This window comes from Clostridium transplantifaecale (assembly GCF_900626075.1).
Taxonomy (GTDB): Bacteria; Bacillota; Clostridia; order Lachnospirales; family Lachnospiraceae; genus Otoolea; species Otoolea transplantifaecalis.
On the sequence record NZ_UYZY01000010.1, the window covers coordinates 63,119 to 84,882 of the forward strand.

Annotated in this window: 19 protein-coding genes; all 19 read left to right on the forward strand. The window is 50.2% G+C overall.

Going from position 1 to position 21,764, the window contains the following annotated elements:
• Nucleotides 1-135: 135 nt before the first annotated feature.
• Nucleotides 136-966: a ketose-bisphosphate aldolase gene (locus EJL91_RS24285; RefSeq protein WP_341467057.1), complete on the forward strand. Its 831-nt coding sequence runs from the start codon at nucleotides 136-138 to the stop codon at nucleotides 964-966.
• Between the two features lie 56 nt (nucleotides 967-1,022).
• Entirely contained in the window at nucleotides 1,023-2,039 is a 1,017-nt protein-coding gene (gene iolC / locus EJL91_RS24290) for a 5-dehydro-2-deoxygluconokinase (RefSeq protein ID WP_125144564.1), read from the forward strand.
• Between the two features lie 32 nt (nucleotides 2,040-2,071).
• The gene (gene dctP / locus EJL91_RS24295) at nucleotides 2,072-3,160 is read left to right on the forward strand and encodes a TRAP transporter substrate-binding protein (RefSeq protein ID WP_243125556.1); all 1,089 of its coding nucleotides are present in this window, start codon (nucleotides 2,072-2,074) and stop codon (nucleotides 3,158-3,160) included.
• 36 nt (nucleotides 3,161-3,196) lie between these two features.
• The gene (locus EJL91_RS24300) at nucleotides 3,197-3,697 is read left to right on the forward strand and encodes a TRAP transporter small permease (RefSeq protein ID WP_125144565.1); all 501 of its coding nucleotides are present in this window, start codon (nucleotides 3,197-3,199) and stop codon (nucleotides 3,695-3,697) included.
• A complete protein-coding gene (locus tag EJL91_RS24305) occupies nucleotides 3,691-4,965 on the forward strand; it encodes a TRAP transporter large permease (RefSeq protein ID WP_125144566.1) in 1,275 nt (424 codons plus the stop codon). The genes EJL91_RS24300 and EJL91_RS24305 overlap by 7 nt, the downstream gene beginning before the upstream one ends.
• Nucleotides 4,966-4,998: 33 nt before the next feature.
• Nucleotides 4,999-5,847 carry an SDR family oxidoreductase gene (locus EJL91_RS24310; RefSeq protein ID WP_125144567.1) on the forward strand — a complete coding sequence of 283 codons (849 nt, stop codon included), beginning with the start codon at nucleotides 4,999-5,001 and terminating at the stop codon, nucleotides 5,845-5,847.
• A 134-nt stretch (nucleotides 5,848-5,981) separates the two neighbouring features.
• Complete coding sequence (locus tag EJL91_RS24315) at nucleotides 5,982-7,001, forward strand: zinc-dependent alcohol dehydrogenase (protein WP_125144568.1); 1,020 nt, start codon at nucleotides 5,982-5,984, stop codon at nucleotides 6,999-7,001.
• A complete protein-coding gene (locus EJL91_RS24320; RefSeq protein WP_125144569.1) occupies nucleotides 6,998-7,651 on the forward strand; it encodes an HAD family hydrolase in 654 nt (217 codons plus the stop codon). The genes EJL91_RS24315 and EJL91_RS24320 overlap by 4 nt, the downstream gene beginning before the upstream one ends.
• On the forward strand, nucleotides 7,638-7,823 hold the full coding sequence (locus tag EJL91_RS24325; protein ID WP_125144570.1) for a hypothetical protein: 186 nt from the start codon (nucleotides 7,638-7,640) through the stop codon (nucleotides 7,821-7,823). The genes EJL91_RS24320 and EJL91_RS24325 overlap by 14 nt, the downstream gene beginning before the upstream one ends.
• Before the next feature lie 550 nt (nucleotides 7,824-8,373).
• On the forward strand, nucleotides 8,374-8,571 hold the full coding sequence (locus EJL91_RS24330) for a hypothetical protein (protein ID WP_125144571.1): 198 nt from the start codon (nucleotides 8,374-8,376) through the stop codon (nucleotides 8,569-8,571).
• 99 nt (nucleotides 8,572-8,670) lie between these two features.
• Nucleotides 8,671-9,789 (forward strand): response regulator transcription factor, encoded by a 1,119-nt coding sequence (locus EJL91_RS24335; RefSeq protein ID WP_125144572.1) that lies wholly within the window; start codon nucleotides 8,671-8,673, stop codon nucleotides 9,787-9,789.
• A complete protein-coding gene (locus tag EJL91_RS24340) occupies nucleotides 9,779-11,338 on the forward strand; it encodes a sensor histidine kinase (protein ID WP_243125557.1) in 1,560 nt (519 codons plus the stop codon). The genes EJL91_RS24335 and EJL91_RS24340 overlap by 11 nt, the downstream gene beginning before the upstream one ends.
• Nucleotides 11,339-11,601: 263 nt before the next feature.
• Nucleotides 11,602-12,684 carry an ABC transporter substrate-binding protein gene (locus EJL91_RS24345; RefSeq protein ID WP_125144573.1) on the forward strand — a complete coding sequence of 361 codons (1,083 nt, stop codon included), beginning with the start codon at nucleotides 11,602-11,604 and terminating at the stop codon, nucleotides 12,682-12,684.
• Nucleotides 12,685-12,798: 114 nt separating this feature from the next.
• Nucleotides 12,799-14,316, forward strand: a complete 1,518-nt coding sequence (locus EJL91_RS24350; protein WP_125144574.1) for a sugar ABC transporter ATP-binding protein — start codon at nucleotides 12,799-12,801, stop codon at nucleotides 14,314-14,316.
• Nucleotide 14,317: 1 nt separating this feature from the next.
• On the forward strand, nucleotides 14,318-15,379 hold the full coding sequence (locus EJL91_RS24355) for an ABC transporter permease (protein WP_125144575.1): 1,062 nt from the start codon (nucleotides 14,318-14,320) through the stop codon (nucleotides 15,377-15,379).
• Nucleotides 15,379-16,392: an ABC transporter permease subunit gene (locus EJL91_RS24360; RefSeq protein ID WP_125144576.1), complete on the forward strand. Its 1,014-nt coding sequence runs from the start codon at nucleotides 15,379-15,381 to the stop codon at nucleotides 16,390-16,392. The genes EJL91_RS24355 and EJL91_RS24360 overlap by 1 nt, the downstream gene beginning before the upstream one ends.
• Nucleotides 16,393-17,017: 625 nt before the next feature.
• Nucleotides 17,018-18,523: an L-arabinose isomerase gene (araA, locus tag EJL91_RS24365; RefSeq protein WP_125144577.1), complete on the forward strand. Its 1,506-nt coding sequence runs from the start codon at nucleotides 17,018-17,020 to the stop codon at nucleotides 18,521-18,523.
• A gap of 82 nt (nucleotides 18,524-18,605) precedes the next feature.
• Nucleotides 18,606-20,219 carry a xylulokinase gene (locus EJL91_RS24370; RefSeq protein ID WP_125144578.1) on the forward strand — a complete coding sequence of 538 codons (1,614 nt, stop codon included), beginning with the start codon at nucleotides 18,606-18,608 and terminating at the stop codon, nucleotides 20,217-20,219.
• A gap of 126 nt (nucleotides 20,220-20,345) precedes the next feature.
• Entirely contained in the window at nucleotides 20,346-21,053 is a 708-nt protein-coding gene (locus EJL91_RS24375) for an L-ribulose-5-phosphate 4-epimerase (RefSeq protein WP_125144579.1), read from the forward strand.
• Nucleotides 21,054-21,764 lie beyond the last annotated feature (711 nt).

Consider the following 21,764-nt stretch of genomic DNA (forward strand, 5'->3'; position numbering starts at 1 on the left):
TAAATAAATCAAGAATACATCATAAAATGTCATAAAGACATGGAAAAGGAACGATGCGGCCCTGCCGAAGTGAAGAAGGAAAAAGCAGAGCAAAAAAGTGAAAGAAATAATCGGGAAAGAACAGGAGGGGGAATTGTGATATGCACGATGAAAGAATTGCTGGCGGAGGCAGATGAGTACGGAAGAGCCGTCGGCGGTTTTAATGTTGCCAATATGGAAAGCGTAATGGGAGTAATCCAGGCGGCGGAGGAGATGGATACACCGGTAATCCTGCAGGTTGCGGAAAAGAGGATGGGGTATTCGCCGGTCGAATACATTGCCCCCATGATGGTGGAGGCGGCCAGAACGGCCGGAGTCAGAATCGCCGTCCATCTGGATCACGGAAAGTCACCGGAGATGATAAAGAAAACGCTGGATTACGGATTTACTTCCGTTATGTTTGACGGTTCCGACGGGCCGCTTGAAGAGAATATCCGTCTCACCAATCTGATAGCGGAGGCGGCCGGACCATACGGCGCCACGGTGGAAGCGGAGCTGGGAGTGGTAGGAGGAAATGAGGGTGACGGAGTGCATCAGGTCCTGTATACGGATGCGGCGGAGGCGGAGAGATTTGCCCATGAGGCGAAGATGGATGCCCTGGCGATCGCAATCGGCAATGCGCACGGCCATTACAGGGGAATCCCAAAGCTGAATTTTGATGTACTCCGCGACATCGCGGGCAGAGTGAGTAAACCTTTGGTGCTGCATGGAGGCACGGGAATCACGGATGAGCAGTTTCGGGAAGCGATTCACTGCGGAATCCGTAAAATCAATATTGCCACGGCCAATTTTGACGCCATGACAAAAGGGGCGGCCGATTATCTGGCCGGAAACGGAGAACATAATTATTTTGAACTGAATGAACAGATGGTGCGCTATGTATGCAACAATGTAAAAAAGTGCATTGCAGTATTTAATAATCAATAAGCGCCGGCGCCGGATACGGATATTTCAGGTGTGCCGGAAGGTGGGAGGAGAAGAAAATGAAGTATGTTACATTTGACGAGGGTAAGAAGTATGATTTGATCCTTTTAGGACGCGTTGCGATTGACTTTAACCCTTTGGATTACAACAAACCGCTTTATGAAAGTGAGACATTTAAAAAGTATGTGGGCGGATCCCCTGCCAACATTGCGGTGGGGATGGCAAGACTGGGAAAAAAGGTTGGATTTTTCTCAAAGGTATCTGATGACCAGTTCGGCACTTTCGTAGAGCGCTATTTTGAAAATGAGGGGATTGACACCTCCCATATTTCAAGATGCCGGAATGGAGAAAAGCTGGGGCTTACGTTTACCGAGATCCTGAGCCCGACGGAAAGCAGTATTCTAATGTACCGCAACTGTATTGCGGATCTTAAGCTCAGTGTGGAGGACATCGATGAAGAGTACATAAAGAGCGCAAAAGCAATTTTGATTTCAGGAACGGCGCTGGCGGCTTCACCTTCCCGGGAGGCGGCGTTAAAGGCAGTTTCCCTGGCTAAGAAAAATCAGGTCCCTGTTATTTTTGATATTGATTACAGGGCTTACAACTGGAAGAACCATGATGAGATTGCGATTTACTATTCGGCGGTTGCATCCCAGGCAGATATCATTCTCGGGTCACGCGAGGAATATGACCTGACGGAAAGTCTGATTGCTCCGGGCAGAACGGACGTGGAGACGGCCGAGGCCTGGTGTGCGAAAGGGGCAAGAATTGTTGTAATCAAACACGGCAGGGAAGGTTCCACGGCTTATGCTTACGATGGCAACAGCTATTCAATCAAACCGTTCCCGGTCAAAGCGTTAAAAGGCTTTGGCGGCGGTGACGGCTATGCGGCGGCATTTTTGTACGGGCTTTTAGAGGGAAAGGAACTGATTGACTGCCTGGAGATGGGCAGCGCCGAAGCGGCTATGTTGGTGGCGAGCCATGCCTGCAGCGCCGATATGCCGAGCGCCGAAGCGCTCATGGCCTTTATCAGGCAGTGTAAAGACGAGTACGGTGAGATGGTGGCGAGAGCCTAAAATAAAGAGTCAAATATAAAAGGAGAAAGAACATGAGAAAAATGAAAAAATTCACAGGCATTGTTTTGGCAGCGGCTATGGCGGTTTCTCTGACCGCGTGCGGAGGCAGCACCGGGACATCCGGCGATGCAAAGGCTACGGAACAGGATAAGGAAAAGACGGAAACGTCTCAGACGGTATCGGATGTAACGCCGGTGGACGGTGTGGAAGAGCTGACATTGACGCTGTCCCATCACTGTTCGGAGGACGATTCCAACCATGTTTATGCAGAGGCATTTGCCGATGCGGTTAACCAGTTGAGCGGAGGGAAAATGAAGGTGGATATTTACGCCAACGGCCAGTTGTTCGGCCAGGCCGATGCGCTGTCGGCGCTGTCCCAGGGAACACTTGACATTGCCCTTTCCGACACGGCCCTTTTTGCAAATTATGATCCGGCAGGCGCCCTGTTTGATATGCCGTATCTGATTGATTCAAGGGAGCAGGCGATTAAGATGGTACAGGATGATGAGGTGCTTTCCTTTATCCGCGGCAAGATGTCCGATAAAGGCGGTTTCCACGTGCTGAGCATTCAGCCGCTGTATTTTAGAAGCTCCCTGGTAAAGGATAAAAACGTCAACAGTTTTGACGGTTTTAAAGGGCTGATCATGCGCACACCGGAGGCGCCCCATACGATTGCCGCCTTTGAAACATTTGGTGCAAACCCAACGGTTATTCCATCGGGCGAGGCATATACCGCTGTACAGACCGGCGTTGCCGACGGACTGGAGGGACATCCGGAATACGTTTATTTACAAAAGTTCTATGAAGTTGCCCAGAACTACGTACAGACAAAGCATGTATTTACGTTCACCGCATACTCCATGAGCCAGAAAGTCTACGACGATCTTTCGGATGCCCAGAAACAGGTTATAGATGAAGCTTCCGTGATGGCTCAGGACAAATTCCTTGAGTACACATCCACATTGTTTGAGGATTCCATGAAGAAGCTGGAGGATGAGGGAGTTCAGATTACAGAGGTGGATCTGGCGCCGTTTAAAGAAGCGGCAGGCCCTTACCTTGAGAAATTCATCGCAGATAACAGCCTGCAGGACGTTTATGATAAGATTCAGAGCCTGAAATAATGTTCGGAAGCAGGTGTCGGGGAAAGGGGAAACGCTGTGTTAAATAAAATTTTAGATGCAATGCGGAAAATTACCAATATTATCGTAACATTCTTGTTTATGGTGGTGGTTGCAGTTGTGTTTGCCCAGGTAGTGGCCCGTTATGTCGCCGGATCTTCGATCCGGTGGGCAGACGAGCTGGCCAGATTTGCATTTGTCTGGCTGGTTTATCTGGGAGGTTCCATCACAATCCGGGAAGGAAGAAACGTATGTTTTGATTTGCTGCTGGAATCATGTAAAGGGAAAAGCTGGAAAGTGATGTTCACGATTGTCTGTGCAGCGTCTGCGGTATTTCTTATCTGTATGACATATCTCGGCGTTCTGGTCTGCCAGACCCAGATGACGGAGAGTTCCCCTATCATGCACTGGCCTATGGCCGTTGTGTGTGCGGCGATCCCGATTGGCGGCGTGCTGATGTTTTTTGAGCAGATCAGCTATTATCTGGTTCATCTGAATGGAACACGTGAGGAAGAAGGAGAGGAGGCAGGTGTATGTTAGTTACGGCATTTATACTGTTTTTCGTGCTTTTAATGCTGGGGGTGCCGATTGCATTTTCACTCGGCCTCGGCTCTGTAGTTGCGATTTTCATGGATGATAAAATTTCATCCATGCTGGTGGCGCAGAAACTGTTTTCCTCCATCAATTCATTCAGCCTGATGGCGATTCCTTTCTTCATGCTTTCCGGCGAGCTGATGGAGGCGGGAGGCATCTCCAAACGCCTTGTAAATATTGCAAAGGCATTTGTAGGCCATATTACCGGCGGCATTGGTATGGTAGACATCGGAACCAGCGTATTGTTTGCCGGAGTGTCCGGCTCTGCCGCCGCCGATACGGCCGCCGTGGGTTCCATGCTGATTCCTTCGATGCTTAAGAACGGATATCCCCGCGGACTTGCGGCGGTAATACAAGCCTGCGCCGGTTCCCTGGGACCGATTATACCGCCCAGCCTGACGATGATTATCTACTGCTCTTTAACGGGGCTTTCCATCGGCGAGTGCTTTATGGCCGGTGTCATTCCGGGCCTGATTATCGGCCTTGGCGTTGCAGTTGTAACATATTTTTATGCCAAACATCTGGGGATACAGGGAGGGGAACGAGTTCCTTTTAAGGAGAGGATGACGGCGATTAAAGACGGCATACTGGCAATTATCATGCCCCTCATTATTATCGGCGGAATTGTTTCAGGCGTATTCACCCCTACGGAGTCGGGAGCAATTGCAGTTGTGTATGCCCTTATCATCGGCATGTTTGTATACAAAGAATTTACTTACCGGGATCTTCCGAGGATTTTCCTTAAGGCGGCTTCGATGACGGGCATGGCCCTTCTGATTGTAGCGGGAGCTTCGATCTTCAGCTGGCTTGTGGCTTACGAGAAATTCCCGAAAATGATTATCACATTCCTCACAGGTTTAACTGATAATAAATACATCATCATGATACTTTTAGTCCTGTTTTTACTGTTTGTCGGGATGTTTATCGAGACATTGTCCGCGACGATCATCTGTGCGCCGATTCTGATGCCGGTAGCCGCACAGTATGGAATCGATGCAATCCAGTTTGCCCTGATTATGGTTATCACACTTGTCTATGCGGGAGTGACTCCGCCGGTGGGAGGCGTGCTGTTTATCACCATGGGAATTGCAAAGGCGAAGATGAAGGATGCACTTCAATATCTGGCGCCGTACCTGGGAATTATCTGCGTGGTAATCCTTCTGCTGATTTTTGTTCCTCAGATTTCCCTGGTTCTGCCAAGACTGCTGTTCTAATCACCGTTATAATGAAATGAGGAGGAGTAGAGAATGAAACTTACATTAAATGTGTCGCTGGCCGGAAAGACTGCCGTCATTACGGGCGCCGGAGGCGTTATCTGCGGATATATGGCAAAGGTGCTGGCGGCGGCAGGAGCCAACGTGGCGGTGCTTGACATTAACGTGGCGGCCGCGAAAAAAGTGGCGGATGAGATTGCGGCCGACGGCGGGACTGCGCTGGCAGTCGGATGTGATGTTTTGTCTGCGGACAGCTTAAAGGAGGCGCATGAGCTTGTAATGCGCACCTTTGGCCCCTGCCGGATCCTGATCAACGGGGCGGGAGGCAACAATCCCAGGGCGACAACGGACAGCGAGGGATTCAGGCAGTGCCAGATAGGACATGAAAAGACGTTCTTTGATATAGATAAAGAGAGCTGGAAGTTTGTTTTCGACTTGAACTTTACGGGCGCATTTCTGACAACCCAGGAATTCGCAGCGGATATGCTGGGGGAAGAACCATGTAATATTATCAACATTGCATCGGTAAATACATTCCTCCCTCTGACGAAAATCCCGGCTTATGCGGCGGCAAAAGAGGCGGTCGGCAACTTTACGAAGTGGCTCGCCACCTATTTTGCAGAGACATCGATACGCGTCAACGCCATCGCCCCCGGCTTTTTATCTACCAACCAGACACAGGCGCTGTTCTATGAAAAAGACGGGGTGACGCCGACTGTGCGTCTTAATAAGATTATTGCGGGAACCCCGATGAAACGTCTTGGGAAACCGGAAGAATTGTCGGGAGCGCTGCTGTTTCTTTTGGATGATGAGGCTGCATCGTTTATTACCGGCGCCATTCTTCCGGTGGACGGAGGATATACGGCATACAGCGGTGTATAAACTGCCGGGCGGGCAGTGAACTTAAAACCTGTTTTGTTATGTACAGTAATGCATGTGATGCTGCCAAACGGGCATTAGGCACATTGCCGGGTATGACGGTAAAATTGAGCCATGTATAAGGAAGGAAATATACAATGAAAGCAATCATGATTGATAAGCCGGGAGAGATCCGTGTGGCAGAAATTCAGGATGCAAAGTGGAGGGAAGGGTGTGCGGTCATCGAGGTAAAGGCACTGGGGGTCTGCGGTTCCGATGTTCACGCCTATGCGGGAAAGAGCCCGAATGTATCATATCCTCTTGTGATAGGGCATGAAACAGCCGGGATTGTCACGGAGGTGGAAGAAGGAAATTCCTATGGGATCAGAAAGGGCGACAGAGTTGTCCTGGATCCGTATCTTTACTGCGGTTCCTGCTATCCCTGTTCCCAGGGAAGAACGAACTGCTGTGAATCCCTGAACGTTCTGGGGGTTCAGACCGGCGGCAGTATGAGCGGATATTTTACACACCCTCTGAGCCATATGGTCAAGGTGCCGGACTCCATGACATGGGAGGAGCTGGCCGTGACCGAGCCGCTTGTAATTGCGCTTCATGCGGTTCACAGCCTGAAACTGAAAGAGGGCGAGCACATCGTAATTATCGGAGCCGGCGCTATCGGCATGCTGGTGGGGATGGCGGCTCTGGCTTACGGCGGAATCCCCATTATGGTGGATATTGTGGATCAAAGGCTGGAACTGGCAAAGACTTTGGGTATAGCGCATACCGTGAATTCCATGACGGATGATGCCGTTTCTTATATTAAAGAGATAACCGGCGGGCGGATGGCGGAATGCGTATCCGAGGTCTCGGGTTCTGCGGCCGGAGTCGGGAATGCGCTGGACTACGCGGCGTCCACGGGAAGAGTGGCTCTGACCGGCTGGCCGAATAAACCGGTTGAACTTCCCACCGCAGTGATTACAAGAAAAGAGCTGCAGATTGTCGGTTCGCGGACCGGAGTGACAAAGGAATTTGTGGAGGCGGTCGAGCTGATTTCTTCCGGCAGGGTTCCGGCGGCCAATATCATTTCAAAAGCTGTTTCCTTTGAGGAACTGCCTGAGGCGATTGCCCATCTGGACGCCTGTCCGGGAGACTGGCTGAAACTGATCGCATTATTATGATAATAGAAGGCGTAATATTCGACATGGACGGCCTGATGTTCGACACGGAACGGCTCGGACTGGAAGGCTGGAAAAAAGCCGGCAGGATACTGGGATATCCTGTCGGCGAGGAAGTGGTGGCCGGGATAAGGGGCTGTAACCGGGCGGACGCAAAGAAGAAGTTCAAAGCACAGTACGGCGAAGGCTTCAATTACGAACAGGCTCTTCAGATACGGCTTCATTATGCGGAAGAGATGTTAAGGAAACAGGGAATACCGGTCAAACCGGGACTTTACCGGCTGCTGGAGACACTGAGGAATAAGAGAATCCCTATGGGGGTCGCCACCGGAAGCAGCCGGGAGACGGCATTGTCTAATTTGAAAAATGCCGGCATCCGGGAGTACTTTAGTGCGATAGTCTGCGGAGACGAGGTGGAGCACGCAAAGCCGTGGCCGGACATTTTCATCAGGACGGCGGAGTGCCTGGGCACGGACTGCAGCAGAACGATGGTCTTCGAGGACAGCTCAAACGGGATTGAGGCGGCGTCACGTGCGGGCTGTATTCCCGTCATGGTCCCGGATTTGACGCGGCCGGACGATGCGCTCAGGGCAAAATGTTACCGGGTGATTGAGAATCTGGGTGAGGCCGGGGAATTTTTTGAGAGGAAATGAGAACGCCGCCGGGACGGCCGGGGTTCGGGATGGTGAGGGGGAGATTGTGAGTCTTCAGTCCCGGCTTGTAGGTTGTGGTGAGGGGGAATCCAGGAGAAAAAATTCCTACGGGGACCCGCTCCCGCTTGTGGAGCGCACAGCGGATGCTAAGACGTCAAAGAACGCCGTCTAAGCACCAGTGGGCTCCAATGTCCCCTTCGGAAAGTTTTCTCCTTCCTTCCCCGGGCAGGTTGTCGACGGGACTGAAGACGCGAAGGTTTTCGCCATCCCGAACCCCGGCCTGCGGCCGCTGATTTGTTCTTATTCCTTCAAAAGGGGGAGATACTGTCGCTGCCACTACGTTTCCTCGAATTCCAGGAGAATGTCTCCCTATATGGTATTAAATTGATGAATCTGAGTTTTGGCGCCTGACCTATCTTTAAATTACCATTGAAATTTTTGATTAATCATAAAAAATCAGCTTTAGATTTATCTCAGAATTCAGCCTGAAACACCTTCAAAAGGTAAAGATTCACGACTACATAGTGGCAGCGACAAGTGCCTTCCCCCATTGAAGAAAAAGGACAAATCAGCTGCCGCAGGCCAGGGGCCGGGCAGCCGTCCTGGCTGAGTCTTTCGTCCCGGCCATAACCTTCCTGCGGGGAAGAAGGGAGAAAAAGATTCCGGAGGGAACCTGGGAGTTCATTGGTACTTACCGAGGTCTTTTCGAGGTTAGTCCCATTATGTACTCCAACGAGCGCGAGCGTTTCCCGCAGGAACTTTTTCTGCCCGGATTCCCTGCTCACGACACCCTGACGCCCGGGACGAAAGACTCACCGATCCCCCTCACCACCCCGGCCCCTGACCTGACGGCGGCGTCCTCATTTCTCAATCAAATCCCTATTTCCTTATCTGGCAATTCCTCCCTTCATATGATATGATGTAAAAATAATACATGCATCCAGACACATGGGGACGCATTTACAACATCTGCTTAAACATCATACCAGGTTCCGGAAGGGTCTGGCACAGGGGGAATTATGATAAAAGTATTCTTAGTAGAGGACGAGGCCATCATACGCCGCGGGATCCGCGACAATATCGACTGGAATGCCAACGGATTTGAATTTGTGGGAGAAGCGGGGGATGGAGAATATGCCTATCCTCTCATTTTAAAGACGGAACCGGACATCCTTGTGACCGACGTGAAAATGCCGTTTATGGACGGACTGGAACTCAGCCGTCTTGTGAAAAAGGCGCTGCCCCAGACGAAGATTATCATATTGAGCGGTTATAATGAATTCGACTACGCCAAAGAGGCTATTAAAATAGGAATCAGCGATTATCTTTTAAAACCGGTCACATCGGTAAACCTGATTGACGCGCTTAAGAAGGTGGCGGAAACCGTCAGGGAGGAGCGTGAGAAGAGCAGGCTCCTGGAGCGGTATTTTGTCAGCTATGAAAAATATACGGAATTTCTGGACAAGACCGATTACAGCGGGGTGGACCGGAAGCTGATAGAAGATTTTCTGAAGTTGGGTTCCCTGGATGAGTGCGCTCTTTTTGTTGATGAGTATTTTCAGGCCGTGGGAGAACATAATTATAAGTCCCTCCTGCTCCGGCAGTATATGGTGATGGATATCTTTTACTGTGTCCAGGAATTTATGAAAGGAATTAACGTCCAGCCGGAGGATGTGCCGGAGGAGCGCCGGGATATTAAACTGATTCCCAAGGCGATTGTGAGTGTTGAGACGACGCTGATGTATCTGAAGGATCTTTTTGTCTTCGCACTGACGATGAGGGACAGGGTTTCAAATGACCGGTACGGCACACTGATCCGGGAGGCCAGGGATTATATTGCGGAAAACTATAGCAAGAGCGACTTTTCCCTGAATATGATAGCCAACCATATCGGAGTCAGCCCGAGCTATTTCAGTTCCATCTTCAAACAGGAGACGGGACAGTCCTTTGTTGAATATCTTACCAAGGTCAGAATTGACAAGGCCTGTGAGCTTTTAAAGTGTACGACGCTGAGGACAGCGGAGATTGGGGAGCGTGTGGGATATAATGATCCCCATTATTTCAGTTCAACCTTTAAAAAGACAACGGGCCAGTCACCCAAGGAGTTCAAAGCAAAGGAAGTTAAAAATGATAACTGAGAACAGCAGGCGGGAGACAATGAATCAGTCCGAGGACAGGAGAACGGGGCTTAGAAAGGTAACGCTGAAAATGCGCCTGACCCTCCTGCTTTTTGTCATAGCAATCCCCCTGACCGGGATGGTGCTGGGCATACTCGTCATGATCCAAAATTATTCCAATTCCTATAAAAATATCATGGCCAACGTGAAAGTTGCCAACGAGTATAATCTTAAATTTAAAGAAGAGATGGAATATTCCATGTACCGCGTTATGATTGGCCTGATTGACGCGGGGCAGTTTGAGAACGGCGATATTATAGAAGGAGAAAGCCGGTATGCGACCGTAGTCAAGAATCCGGTGAATCTGATTAATTCCGCCCGGTATGCTTTTTCAAATACAGTGGAGCGGACACCGGGATCGGACAGTGATATCAAAATCCGGGGAATTTTATCCTGCCTGGATTCTCTGGAAAAAGCGGTGAACAAGATGATCGGGAATTCCAAGCTGGCCGGAACCTACGATGAAAATTTTAACATATGGGAAAATGACATCCAGGGCCTTTGTTCCATGATTCAGGACTATATCACACAGTATAATTACTATGAGATCCTTAAAATGGAAGATTTGCAGAAGGAGCTTGAACTGCATACAAAACAGATTGTAGGCGGTTTTCTGGCGCTTCTCGCCGGAGTCCTGGTGGTCGGATTTACGCTCTCGGTGATGATCACAAAGTCGGTGACCAACCCCATCAACAATTTAAAGCAGACGGCAGAACGGCTGGGACGCGGAGAGCTGGAGGCCAGGGCAAAGATGTGCGGCCTGGAGGAAATCAATGTGCTCGGCAGGACACTGAACAGGATGAGCGACGAGATTGCGGGGCTGATGGAGAAGACGAGGCAGGAGCAGAAGAACCTCAGGGAGGCGGAGCTGAAGCTCCACCAGGAACAGATTAACCCTCATTTTCTCTATAATACGCTGGATTCTATTGTCTGGATGGCGGAGGGCGGCAATAACCGGCAGGTGGTGGAGATGACTACTGATCTGAGCGATTTCTTCAGGACGGTGCTCTCGGGCGGCAATGATTTTATCACGATAGCCGAGGAGGAGTCCCATATCCGCAGCTATCTGAAAATCCAGAAAATTAGATATGAGGACATCCTGGACTACAGGATCAATATTGAACCGTCAATTAAGGACAAGATTGTACTCAAGATGATCCTCCAGCCGATTGTGGAGAATGCCCTGTACCACGGGATAAAAAATAAACGGGGAGGCGGTTCCATTATCGTACGCGGCTATGAGGACAGAAACGGAATCGTCTTTGAAGTGGAGGACAACGGAATCGGAATGGATGAGGAGATGCTCCGCCGCCTGAGACAGAAACTTAAGGGAAACGGAAATATCGAGGTCAGCAAAAAGGGCGGTTTCGGTTTGAATAATGTGGCGCAGCGGATCAGGATGTATTATGGAGAGGGAGCCGACATCACGGTTGAGTCGGAACCCGACGTGGGAACCTGTATTAAAGTGTACCTGGGAAGCTTTTTAAAAGAAAATCGAAAAAAATCATAAACTTTTCGAAAAAAATCACAAGTTTTTTCTCTTGACCGGGGGGAAATCCGGGAAATAGGTGGAAAACAGTGTAAAAATTTTAACCTTTTTCAAAAGATGCTCTGTTTAAAAATTGCAGGGCATCTTTTATAATATAAACATAAAGATGATAAGTAAAAAATACTTTTCACTTTGTACAGACGATGGAAAGACAAGATTCTTTTCACCGGACGAAACAGAAAACAGCGACAAATGTAACCCAAAAACAAGGAGGAAGAAGTACTATGAAAAAAAGATTTTTATCAGCAGCTCTTACCGTAGCAATGGCAGTGTCCATGACAGCATGCTCCAGCAAACCGGCAGAAACGGCACCGGCAACTGAGGCGGCAGCGCCTGCAGAGACTGAAGCACCAGCCGCAGATGCAGAGACAGAGGCAAAAGAGGCAGCAGCAGAGACAGGTGACAAGGAGCTCATCACAGTCGGATACGCACAGGTTGGCGCCGAGTCTGACTGGAGAACCGCGAATACAGAGTCTTTCAAATCTACATTTACAGAAGAAAACGGCTACAAGCTCATTTTTGATGACGCTCAGCAGAAACAGGAAAACCAGATTAAGGCAATCCGTTCCTTCATCCAGCAGGATGTAGATTACATTGTAGTAGCTCCTGTAGTTGAAACAGGATGGGAAACCGTTCTTGAAGAAGCTAAAGAAGCAGGCATCCCGGTTATTCTCTCCGACCGTATGATGCAGGTATCCGACGATTCCCTCTTTGAAGCATGGGTAGGCGGAAACTTCGTAAAAGAAGGCGAGACATGCGGAAACTGGCTGGCTGATTACTTAAAAGCACAGGGACGCGAAAGCGAAGACATCAACATCGTAACAATTCAGGGTACCATCGGCGCATCTGCTCAGGTTGGCCGTACGGAAGGTTTTGCAAACATCCTGAAAGATCATTCCAACTGGAAAATGCTTGATATGCAGACAGGTGAATTCACACAGGCTAAAGGCCAGGAAGTTATGGAGTCCTTCTTAAAGAGCTATGACGATATCGACGTAGTTATCTGTGAGAACGACAACGAAGCATTCGGCGCAATCGATGCCATCAAGGCAGCAGGCAAAACATGCGGACCAGAGGGCGACATCATTGTAGTTGGTTTCGACTCTGTTAAGGCAGCATTTGAATCCATGATCGCAGGCGACTTAAACGCAACATTCGAGTGCAATCCGCTTCACGGACCACGTGTAGCTGAAATTATCCAGAAGCTGGAAAAAGGCGAGACAGTTGAGAAGATTCAGTACGTAGACGAAGCATACTTCGATACAAGCATGGATCTTGAGAACATCTTAAAAGAAAGAGCATACTAATTAAACATATCTACATAGGCCAATATTGATTTAGTAATCAGGAGGCGTGGGGCCGGAGGCTTAGGTTTCCTCCCTGCGTCTCCTTTTGTGTGTAAAAAAGGAGGCAAAGCTTTTATGGAAAAGGATTCCGTTCTTGAAATGAGGCACATATATAAGACATTCCCAGGTGTAAAAGCTCTGCAGAATGTGGATTTCACCCTCAAAAAAGGTGAGATACATGCCCTGATGGGTGAAAACGGCGCAGGCAAGTCCACGCTGATTAAAGTTCTGACAGGAGTAGAGGAGTTTGAAACAGGGGAAATCATGATCGACGGCTGTGATCACACCATCATCAACCGCAGCCCTCAGGAAGCGCAGCAGAAAGGTATCAGTACCGTTTATCAGGAGATCAACCTCTGTCCGAACCTGACGGTGGCGGAAAACCTATTTATCGGCAGGGAACCGAGAAAAGGGGGCCTGATCGACTGGAAGACCATGAACAGGAAAGCAAGTGAGCTGTTAGACAGCCTTGATATAAATGCAGACGTTACGAAGACGATTGACAATTACTCCATCGCAATCCAGCAGATGATTGCAATTGCCCGGGCCGTGGATATGTCGGCTAAGGTGCTGATTCTGGATGAGCCGACATCCTCGCTGGATGACGGAGAGGTGGAGAAGCTTTTTGACCTGATGCGGAAACTCAGGTCGGAGGGGGTCGGAATCATCTTCGTTACGCATTTCCTCGAGCAGGTATATGCGGTATGCGATAAAATTACGGTGCTCAGAAACGGCCAGCTGGTAGGCCAATATACAACAGCAGAGCTTCCGAGAGTACAGCTTGTAGCCAAGATGATGGGCAAGGATTTCGACGACCTGGCAGCCATCAAGGAGGAAAAAGGAGCCGAGGCCGTACACGGTGAGGACGATATTGTCATTAAGGCGGCCGGACTTGGAAAGAAAGGTTACATAAAACCATTTGACCTTGTGATCCATAAAGGAGAAGTAATCGGCTTTACCGGACTGCTCGGTTCGGGAAGATCGGAGACGGTCAGGGTGATTTACGGGGCGGAGCGCTCCGACGAGGGAGAACTCTCCATCAAGGGAAAGAAAATAACGGCAAAACATCCGATTGTTTCAATGAATGAAGGCATGGCTTACCTGCCGGAGGATCGGAAGAACGAGGGGATTATCGCGGATCTGTCCGTCAGGGAAAACCTGATTATGGCTCTTCAGGCAAAGCGCGGCATGTTCCGCCTGCTCAGTAAAAAGCAGCAGGAAGAATATACAGATAAATATATTGAAATGCTCCAGATTAAAACGGCCAGCCGGGAAACGCCGATTAAATCGCTGTCCGGCGGCAACCAGCAGAAGGTAATTATCGGAAGATGGCTCCTGACCAATCCTGATTTCCTGATTCTTGACGAGCCCACCAGAGGTATTGACGTCGGCACTAAGACGGAGATTCAGAAGCTGGTTGTGAAACTGGCGGAAGAGGGCATGGCTGTGGTATTTATCTCTTCTGAAATTGAGGAAATGCTCAGAACCTGCGACCGCATGGTAGTTATGCGTGACGGCGCAAAGGTCGGGGAGCTGGACGGGGAAGAAATGAACCAGTCAACGATTATGTCAACCATTGCAGGAGGTCAGTAATATGAAAAATGATACTTTAAAGAAAATAACATCACAGCGGCTGTTCCTGCCGATTTTCTGCCTCGCTCTGGTACTGCTCGTCAATGTCGTAACGACACCGAACTTCTTTGCCATTTCGCTCAGGGACGGGGTGCTCTACGGATACATTATCGACATTATCAACCGTGCTTCGGAGCTTGTTATTCTGGCAATCGGCATGACTCTTGTCGTTTCCTCATCGGCCGGAACCGATATTTCCGTCGGCGCCATCATGGCGGTGAGCGCGGCAGTTTGCTGTAATATCTTATCGGGCGGCGAAAGGGCGGCGACGGAATTTGCCAACCCGCTGTTTCTGGGATTTATCGCTGCCATTGCAGTGGGAATTCTCATCGGCTGCTTTAACGGATTTCTCGTTTCCAAACTGAATATCCAGCCGATGGTTGCAACACTGATTATGTTCACGGCGGGCAGAGGTATCGCCCAGCTGATTACAGACGGACAGATTACTTATGTCCGTGTCGACAGTTACAAGATTCTCGGTTCCTCCTTCCCGGGAGTCCCGGTTCCGACGCCGTTTATCGTGGCAATCGTAGTTGTGGCAGTGACATCAATTATATTGAAGAAGACGGCCCTCGGCATGTATATCCAGTCCGTCGGCATTAACAAGAGGGCTTCCAGGCTGATTGGCATCAAATCGGTCATGATTATTTTCCTTACTTATGCGTACTGCGGTCTCTGCTCCGGTCTTGCAGGGCTGATTTCATCCAGCCGTATTTACTCGGCGGATGCCAACAACATCGGTCTTAACATGGAGCTGGATGCAATCCTGGCCGTTGCCATCGGCGGCAACTCACTGGGCGGCGGTAAATTCTCCATTGCAGGTTCTGTAATCGGAGCTTATACCATCCAGGCGCTGACGACCACGCTCTACGCGATGCACGTTTCTTCCGACCAGGTGCCGGTATACAAGGCGATTGTCGTTGTGATTATTGTAACGCTCCAGTCACCGGGATTTGAGAGGTGGCGTAAATCTCTTGCCAAAAAGAAAGAATTAAGACTTGCATCGGAAAAGGAGGCAGCATAATGAAGAATAAGAAACAACTGAACCAGACCAGCTTCCTTCTCCTGATTACAATTGTGCTTTTCTTTGTGATGTATGGAATCGGATGCGTACTGTTTAAAGACCAGGGATTTGCCAAGACACAGAACTTTTTAAATCTTTTCATCTCCAACGCCGGACTGATTGTAGTTGGCATCGGCATGACGATTGTAATGATTACGGGCGGAATTGATATCAGCGTCGGTTCCTTCGTGGCTATGGGCTGCATGATGCTTGCATGGATGATGGAAAAAGGCGGCATCGGAGCCGTTCCGGCCGTTATTATCGTATTGATTACGGGAATCGTGTTCGGCCTTGTACAGGGATTTTTGGTCGCCTATATGGATATCCAGCCATTTATTGTAACGCTGGCGGGCATGTTTTTTGCCAGAGGTATGACGGCGATTATTTCAAAAGATATGATCAGTATTACCAACGAAACTTTTATGGCATGGGCGAAAGCGAAGATTTATCTTCCATTCGGCGGATATCTGAATAAAAAAGGCATGATGATTCAGCCGTATATCTATCCGACCGTTGTAATAGCCCTCGCGCTTCTCGTGCTTGCGTTTATCATGCTGAAATACACAAAGTTCGGCCGCAGCATTTACGCAGTGGGCGGAAACCAGCAGTCTTCCCTTATGCTTGGTTTGAATGTGCGCATGGTTAAACTGAAAGCTTATGTTTTAGACGGATTTTTATGCGGAATCGGAAGCGTTCTCTTCTGCCTTAACACACTGGGCGGATTCGTGGAACAGGCTAAAGGCTTTGAGATGGACGCCATCGCATCCTCGGTTATCGGCGGAACGCTCCTTACGGGAGGTGTCGGGAACGTGGTGGGAACGCTGTTCGGCGTTATGATTAAGGCGACGATTGAGGCATTTATCACATTCCAGGGCACATTGTCCTCCTGGTGGACCAGGATTACGATTGCGGCTCTGCTGTGCTTCTTCATTGTGCTGCAGTCGGTGTTGACGATGATGAAGAAGAAAAAGTAGTTGAGGAATGGCGGGATGGAGTGAATGGATACTGCGGTGGCAGGGGTCGCGGGGCGGAGGGAGAGAGGGGAACGTCCGGCCGCCTGTGTTCTTCGAGACATAGTTCTAAGTCGGAAATCGAAGAACCAAACCGGGTTCGGACAAATCCGCACCAAATTCTGATGAATTTGATGCTCCGTTGTCCCGCATTTTGTACTCGTGGTACAAAATCCGCCCGGTCCGCTTCTCCGCTTTCCGACTAAGAACTATCGGCTCTTGAACAACGGCAGCCGGACGTTCCCCTCTCTCCCTCCGCCGGGCAGGTGGTCGGCAGTATCCACTTCCGCTGCTCCACGATTCTCTCAAAGGGGGAAGACAGGGTGGCGGCCGCTGCTTTGGTGGCTGGGGTCTGAGTGTGTTGAAGCGTGGAGCGTAAGTTTGTGTGGGACGGGTATGAAAGGTTAGCGGAGTAAGTGTTTGCTGTTGATTGGCTATGAGAGGTTAGCAGAGTGAGTGTTTCGCTGCTGAGTGGCTATGAGAGATTAGCAAAGTGAGTGTTTCGCCGCTGATTGGCAGTAAAAAGTTTGAAGTGCTGCTTTTTTATGATTGATGTTATTTTTAGGATGAATATCAGGAGGATAAATGAATGCTTGTTACAGGGAAGAATTATAAATTTTGGTTTTGTACCGGGTCTCAGGATCTTTATGGGGAGGAGTGTCTTGCGCATGTGGCGGAGCATTCCAGGGTGATTGTGGAGGAGCTTAATAAGAGTGGGAAGCTGCCGTTTGAGGTGGTTTGGAAGCCTACTTTGATTACGAATGAGGTGATTCGCCGGACGTTTAATGAGGCGAATCAGGATCCGGAGTGTGCGGGTGTGATTACGTGGATGCATACGTTTTCTCCTGCTAAGAGCTGGATTCTGGGACTTCAGGAGTACAGGAAGCCTCTTTGCCATCTGCATACCCAGTTTAACAGGGAAATTCCTTATGACGCGATTGATATGGATTTTATGAATGAGAACCAGTCGGCACACGGCGGCAGGGAGTACGGTCATATTGTCAGCAGGATGGGAATTGAGAGAAAGGTGATTGTAGGATATTGGGCCGATGAGGAGGTTCAGGAAAGACTGGCGTCCTGGATGCGCACGGCGGTAGGCGTGATGGAGTCTTCCCACATCCGCGTGATGCGTGTGGCCGATAATATGAGAAATGTGGCTGTTACGGATGGCGATAAGGTGGAGGCACAGATTAAGTTTGGCTGGGAGATTGACGCTTATCCGGTCAATGAGATTGTGGACGCGGTAAATGCCGTTTCCAAGGCGGATACCGATACCCTGGTGGAAGAATATTATGATAAATATGATATTCTGCTGGAGGGCAGGGATGAGAGGGAGTTCCGTGACCACGCTGCGGTTCAGGCCCAGATAGAGATTGGGTTTGAGCGTTTCCTGGAAGAGAAGAATTATCAGGCTATTGTAACTCATTTTGGTGATCTGGGAGGACTGAAACAGCTTCCGGGCCTCGCGATTCAGAGGCTGATGGAGAAAGGCTACGGCTTCGGTGCGGAGGGCGACTGGAAGACGGCGGCTATGGTGCGCCTGATGAAGATCATGGCGGCTAATACAAAGGATGCCAAAGGAACGACGTTCTTTGAGGATTATACATATAACCTTGTGAAAGGCCGCGAGGGAATTCTTCAGGCCCATATGCTGGAGGTTTGCCCGACGATTGCCGACGGAAAAATTGCAATCAAGGAGTGCCCGCTCTCCATGGGCGACAGGGAAGACCCGGCGAGACTTGTGTTCACATCAAAGGAGGGCCATGGTGTGGCAACTTCACTCATCGACCTGGGAGACCGTTTCCGTCTGATTATCAATGATGTGGAAGTAAAGAAAGCGGAGAAAGAAATGCCGAAGCTGCCTGTGGCAACCGCATTCTGGACACCGGAACCAAACCTGGAAACAGGAGCGGCGGCATGGATTTACGCGGGCGGAGCACACCATACCGCGTTCTCTTATGACCTGACAGCCGAGCAGATGGGTGACTGGGCTGCCTGCATGGGTATTGAGGCCGTTTATATTGATAAGGATACAAATATCCGCCAGTTCAGAAATGAGCTGAGATGGAACGAGGCATACTACAAATTCAGGTAACAGTTCGGGGCAGGGGAGAATCCATTCAGGAAGATGCCCTGTCCGAACCTGTTCATACTATCAAAAATAAAGGATGATGAGAATGAGCCATAGCATAGAGCAGATTAAACTTAGTATCGCAGAGGGAAAAACGGCGCTGGGCATTGAGTTCGGTTCCACGAGAATTAAGGCCGTGCTGACCGATGAAACCATGGCCCCCATTGCACAGGGAAACTATGACTGGGAAAACCGTCTGGTAAATAATATCTGGACTTACACAATGGACGATATCATGACGGGCCTTAAAGATTGCTACGGTGATCTGGCCCGCGATGTGAAAGAAAAATATGGCCTGGAACTTAAGACGGCCGGTTCTATCGGGGTCAGCGCCATGATGCACGGTTATATGGCATTTGATAAGGACGGGGAGCTTCTTGTTCCCTTCCGGACATGGAGAAATACAATCACACAGGAGGCGTCAGAAAAGCTGACGGAGCTTTTCGGCTACAACATTCCTCAGCGCTGGAGTATTGCCCATCTCTACCAGGCAATTTTAAACGGTGAGGAACATCTTCCTGATATCGCTTATCTGACCACCCTGGCCGGTTTCATCCACTGGAAACTGACGGGCAGGAAGGTTCTGGGAGTCGGAGATGCCTCCGGTATGTTCCCGATCGATACGGCAACGGGAAATTATAACCTTACAATGACAGAGCAGTTTGACGCTCTGACTGCCCCGAAGGGGTATCCGTGGAAACTTTGCAGCATTCTTCCCGAGGTTCTGACAGCCGGAGAGGAGGCAGGAACACTGACAAAAGAGGGAGCGGCGCTTCTGGATGCATCGGGCCTTCTGGAGGCCGGAATTCCTCTCTGCCCGCCGGAGGGGGATGCGGGAACCGGAATGACGGCCACCGACAGCGTAGCGGTCCGAACCGGAAACGTGTCGGCGGGAACATCTGTTTTCGCTATGGTAGTCCTGGAAAAAGAACTGTCCAAAGTCTATCCGGAGATCGATCTGGTGACGACACCGTCCGGAAACCTGGTGGGAATGGTCCACTGCAACAACTGCACCTCGGATTTGAACGCCTGGGTAAACCTGTTTAAAGAATATTCACAGGCAATAGGAATGAAGGTGGATATGAACGAACTGTTCGCCACCCTGTACAATAAGGCGCTGGAAGGGGATGCCGACTGCGGCGGCCTGCTTTCCTGCTGTTATCTGTCGGGAGAGCCAATCACCGGATTTGAGGAGGGACGCCCTCTGTTCATGCGCACCCCGGACAGCCGTTTCAACCTGGCTAATTTCATGCGTACCCACCTTTACAGTTCCCTGGCCACCCTGAAAATCGGTCTTGATATCCTGTTCAGGGAGGAGGGCGTCACCCTCGACAACCTGATGGGCCACGGCGGCCTCTTCAAGACAAAAGGCGTAGGCCAGAAAATCATGGCCGACGCTGCCAGAGTGCCGGTATCCGTAATGGAAACAGCCGGAGAAGGCGGCGCATGGGGAATCGCCGTTCTTGCATCCTACATGCGGGACAAAGAAGAAAACGAGACCCTGGATCACTTCCTGGACACAAAAGTATTCGCCGGTGAAAAAGCAGTCAGGATCGAACCGGACGAGGCAGGAGCAAAAGGATTCGACGCCTTTATCGCACGCTACAAAGAAGGTCTTGCCGCAGAACGAGCGGCAGTAGAAAGCATAAAAATGCAGTAATCCAGCGCCGCCGGACGAGTGCCCGGACTAACCGGACACCAGAAAAGGCAGCCGGGACAGTGCCTTAATCAGTGCAAAACGGATGCAAAGTCCGGCATCAAAAAATCCAACTTAGAGGTAAAAATTATGCTGAAACACCTGAAAAAGAAAGTATACGAAGCCAACATGCAGCTCCCGCAATACGGCCTGGTCACCTTCACCTGGGGAAATGTCTCAGGGATTGACCGTGAGAGAGGCCTGTTTGTAATCAAGCCGTCCGGCGTAGATTACAGAGATTTAACCCCGGAAGACATGGTGGTAATGGATTTAAAAGGCAATAAAGTAGAAGGAGATATGAACCCCTCCTCCGATACGAAAACACACCTGGAACTCTACAGCCGTTTTCCGCAGATAGGCGGAATTGTACATACCCACAGCCCATGGGCGACATCCTGGGCGCAGGCTGGGAGGGATATCCCGTGCTACGGTACGACCCACGCCGACTACATCTACGGCAGCATCCCATGTGTCAGGAATTTGACAAAAGAAGAGCTGGATGAGGACTACGAACGGAATACGGGCATCCTGATCGCGGACGCTTTTGAGGAAAGAAAGCTGGACTGCATGGCGGTTCCTTGCGTGCTTTGTAAAAACCATGGTCCCTTTACCTGGGGAACCGATGCGTTTAATGCGGTGCACAATGCGGTGGTTTTAGAAGAGGTGGCGAAGATGGCGGCGCGGTGTGAACAGATTAACCCACAGGTAGAGCCTGCCCCCCAGTGCCTCTTAGATAAGCATTATATGAGAAAACACGGCCCCAATGCCTATTATGGGCAGGGGGGAGTTGAGAAATGAGGACGCCGCCGTCAGGCCGGGGGCAGGGATGGTGAGGGGGAGCGATGAGCCTTTCGTCCCGGGCGTCAGGTTGTCGTAGGCGGGGAATCCGGGCAGAAAAAGTTCCTGCGGGAAACTCTTGCGCTCGTTGGAGTACATAGCGGTCACTAACCTCGAAAAGACCTCGGTAAGTGCCGATGAACTCCCAGGTTCCCTCCGGAATCTTTTTCTCCCTTCTTCCCCGCAGGAAGGTTATGGCCGGGACGAAAGACTCAGCCCAGATGGCTGCCCGGCCCCCGGCCTGCGGCGGCTGTTCTGTCCTATTCCTTCAATGGGGGAGGCGCTTGTTGTTGCCACTACGTTTCTCAGGATGCCTGAAAACTACATCCTGTTCACTATGAGACTATGTAAACTTATAATTTTATAATCTTAGAGTGTTTATTCTGATACTCTTTTTATGCAGCCCGGGATGTCGTCAGAATGTAAACTAGTTACAACTATATCGTGGACGCGACAATACCTCCCCCCCACTTGACAAAAGGGACAATCAGCCCCTGAAGCCGGCGGACGGGGCAATAACCTTCGCTGAGTCTTCAGTCCCGCCGACAACCTGCCCGGGGAAGGAAGGAGAAAACTTTCCGAAGGGAGACCTTGGAATCCGCCGGTGCTTGATGAGGTCTTTTCGAATCTAGCATCCGCTGCGCATTCCACCAGCGAAAGCGAGTCCCCGTA

Coding starts and splice junctions, on each gene's coding strand:
- EJL91_RS24355 (WP_125144575.1), top strand. CDS start 14,318: ATGAAAAATGATACTTTAAAGAAAATAACATCACAGCGGCTGTTCCTG.
- EJL91_RS24345 (WP_125144573.1), top strand. CDS start 11,602: ATGAAAAAAAGATTTTTATCAGCAGCTCTTACCGTAGCAATGGCAGTG.
- EJL91_RS24360 (WP_125144576.1), top strand. CDS start 15,379: ATGAAGAATAAGAAACAACTGAACCAGACCAGCTTCCTTCTCCTGATT.
- EJL91_RS24310 (WP_125144567.1), top strand. CDS start 4,999: ATGAAACTTACATTAAATGTGTCGCTGGCCGGAAAGACTGCCGTCATT.
- EJL91_RS24350 (WP_125144574.1), top strand. CDS start 12,799: ATGGAAAAGGATTCCGTTCTTGAAATGAGGCACATATATAAGACATTC.
- dctP (WP_243125556.1), top strand. CDS start 2,072: ATGAGAAAAATGAAAAAATTCACAGGCATTGTTTTGGCAGCGGCTATG.
- EJL91_RS24320 (WP_125144569.1), top strand. CDS start 6,998: ATGATAATAGAAGGCGTAATATTCGACATGGACGGCCTGATGTTCGAC.
- EJL91_RS24315 (WP_125144568.1), top strand. CDS start 5,982: ATGAAAGCAATCATGATTGATAAGCCGGGAGAGATCCGTGTGGCAGAA.
- EJL91_RS24340 (WP_243125557.1), top strand. CDS start 9,779: ATGATAACTGAGAACAGCAGGCGGGAGACAATGAATCAGTCCGAGGAC.
- araA (WP_125144577.1), top strand. CDS start 17,018: ATGCTTGTTACAGGGAAGAATTATAAATTTTGGTTTTGTACCGGGTCT.
- EJL91_RS24370 (WP_125144578.1), top strand. CDS start 18,606: ATGAGCCATAGCATAGAGCAGATTAAACTTAGTATCGCAGAGGGAAAA.
- EJL91_RS24375 (WP_125144579.1), top strand. CDS start 20,346: ATGCTGAAACACCTGAAAAAGAAAGTATACGAAGCCAACATGCAGCTC.
- EJL91_RS24305 (WP_125144566.1), top strand. CDS start 3,691: ATGTTAGTTACGGCATTTATACTGTTTTTCGTGCTTTTAATGCTGGGG.
- iolC (WP_125144564.1), top strand. CDS start 1,023: ATGAAGTATGTTACATTTGACGAGGGTAAGAAGTATGATTTGATCCTT.
- EJL91_RS24330 (WP_125144571.1), top strand. CDS start 8,374: ATGTACTCCAACGAGCGCGAGCGTTTCCCGCAGGAACTTTTTCTGCCC.
- EJL91_RS24335 (WP_125144572.1), top strand. CDS start 8,671: ATGATAAAAGTATTCTTAGTAGAGGACGAGGCCATCATACGCCGCGGG.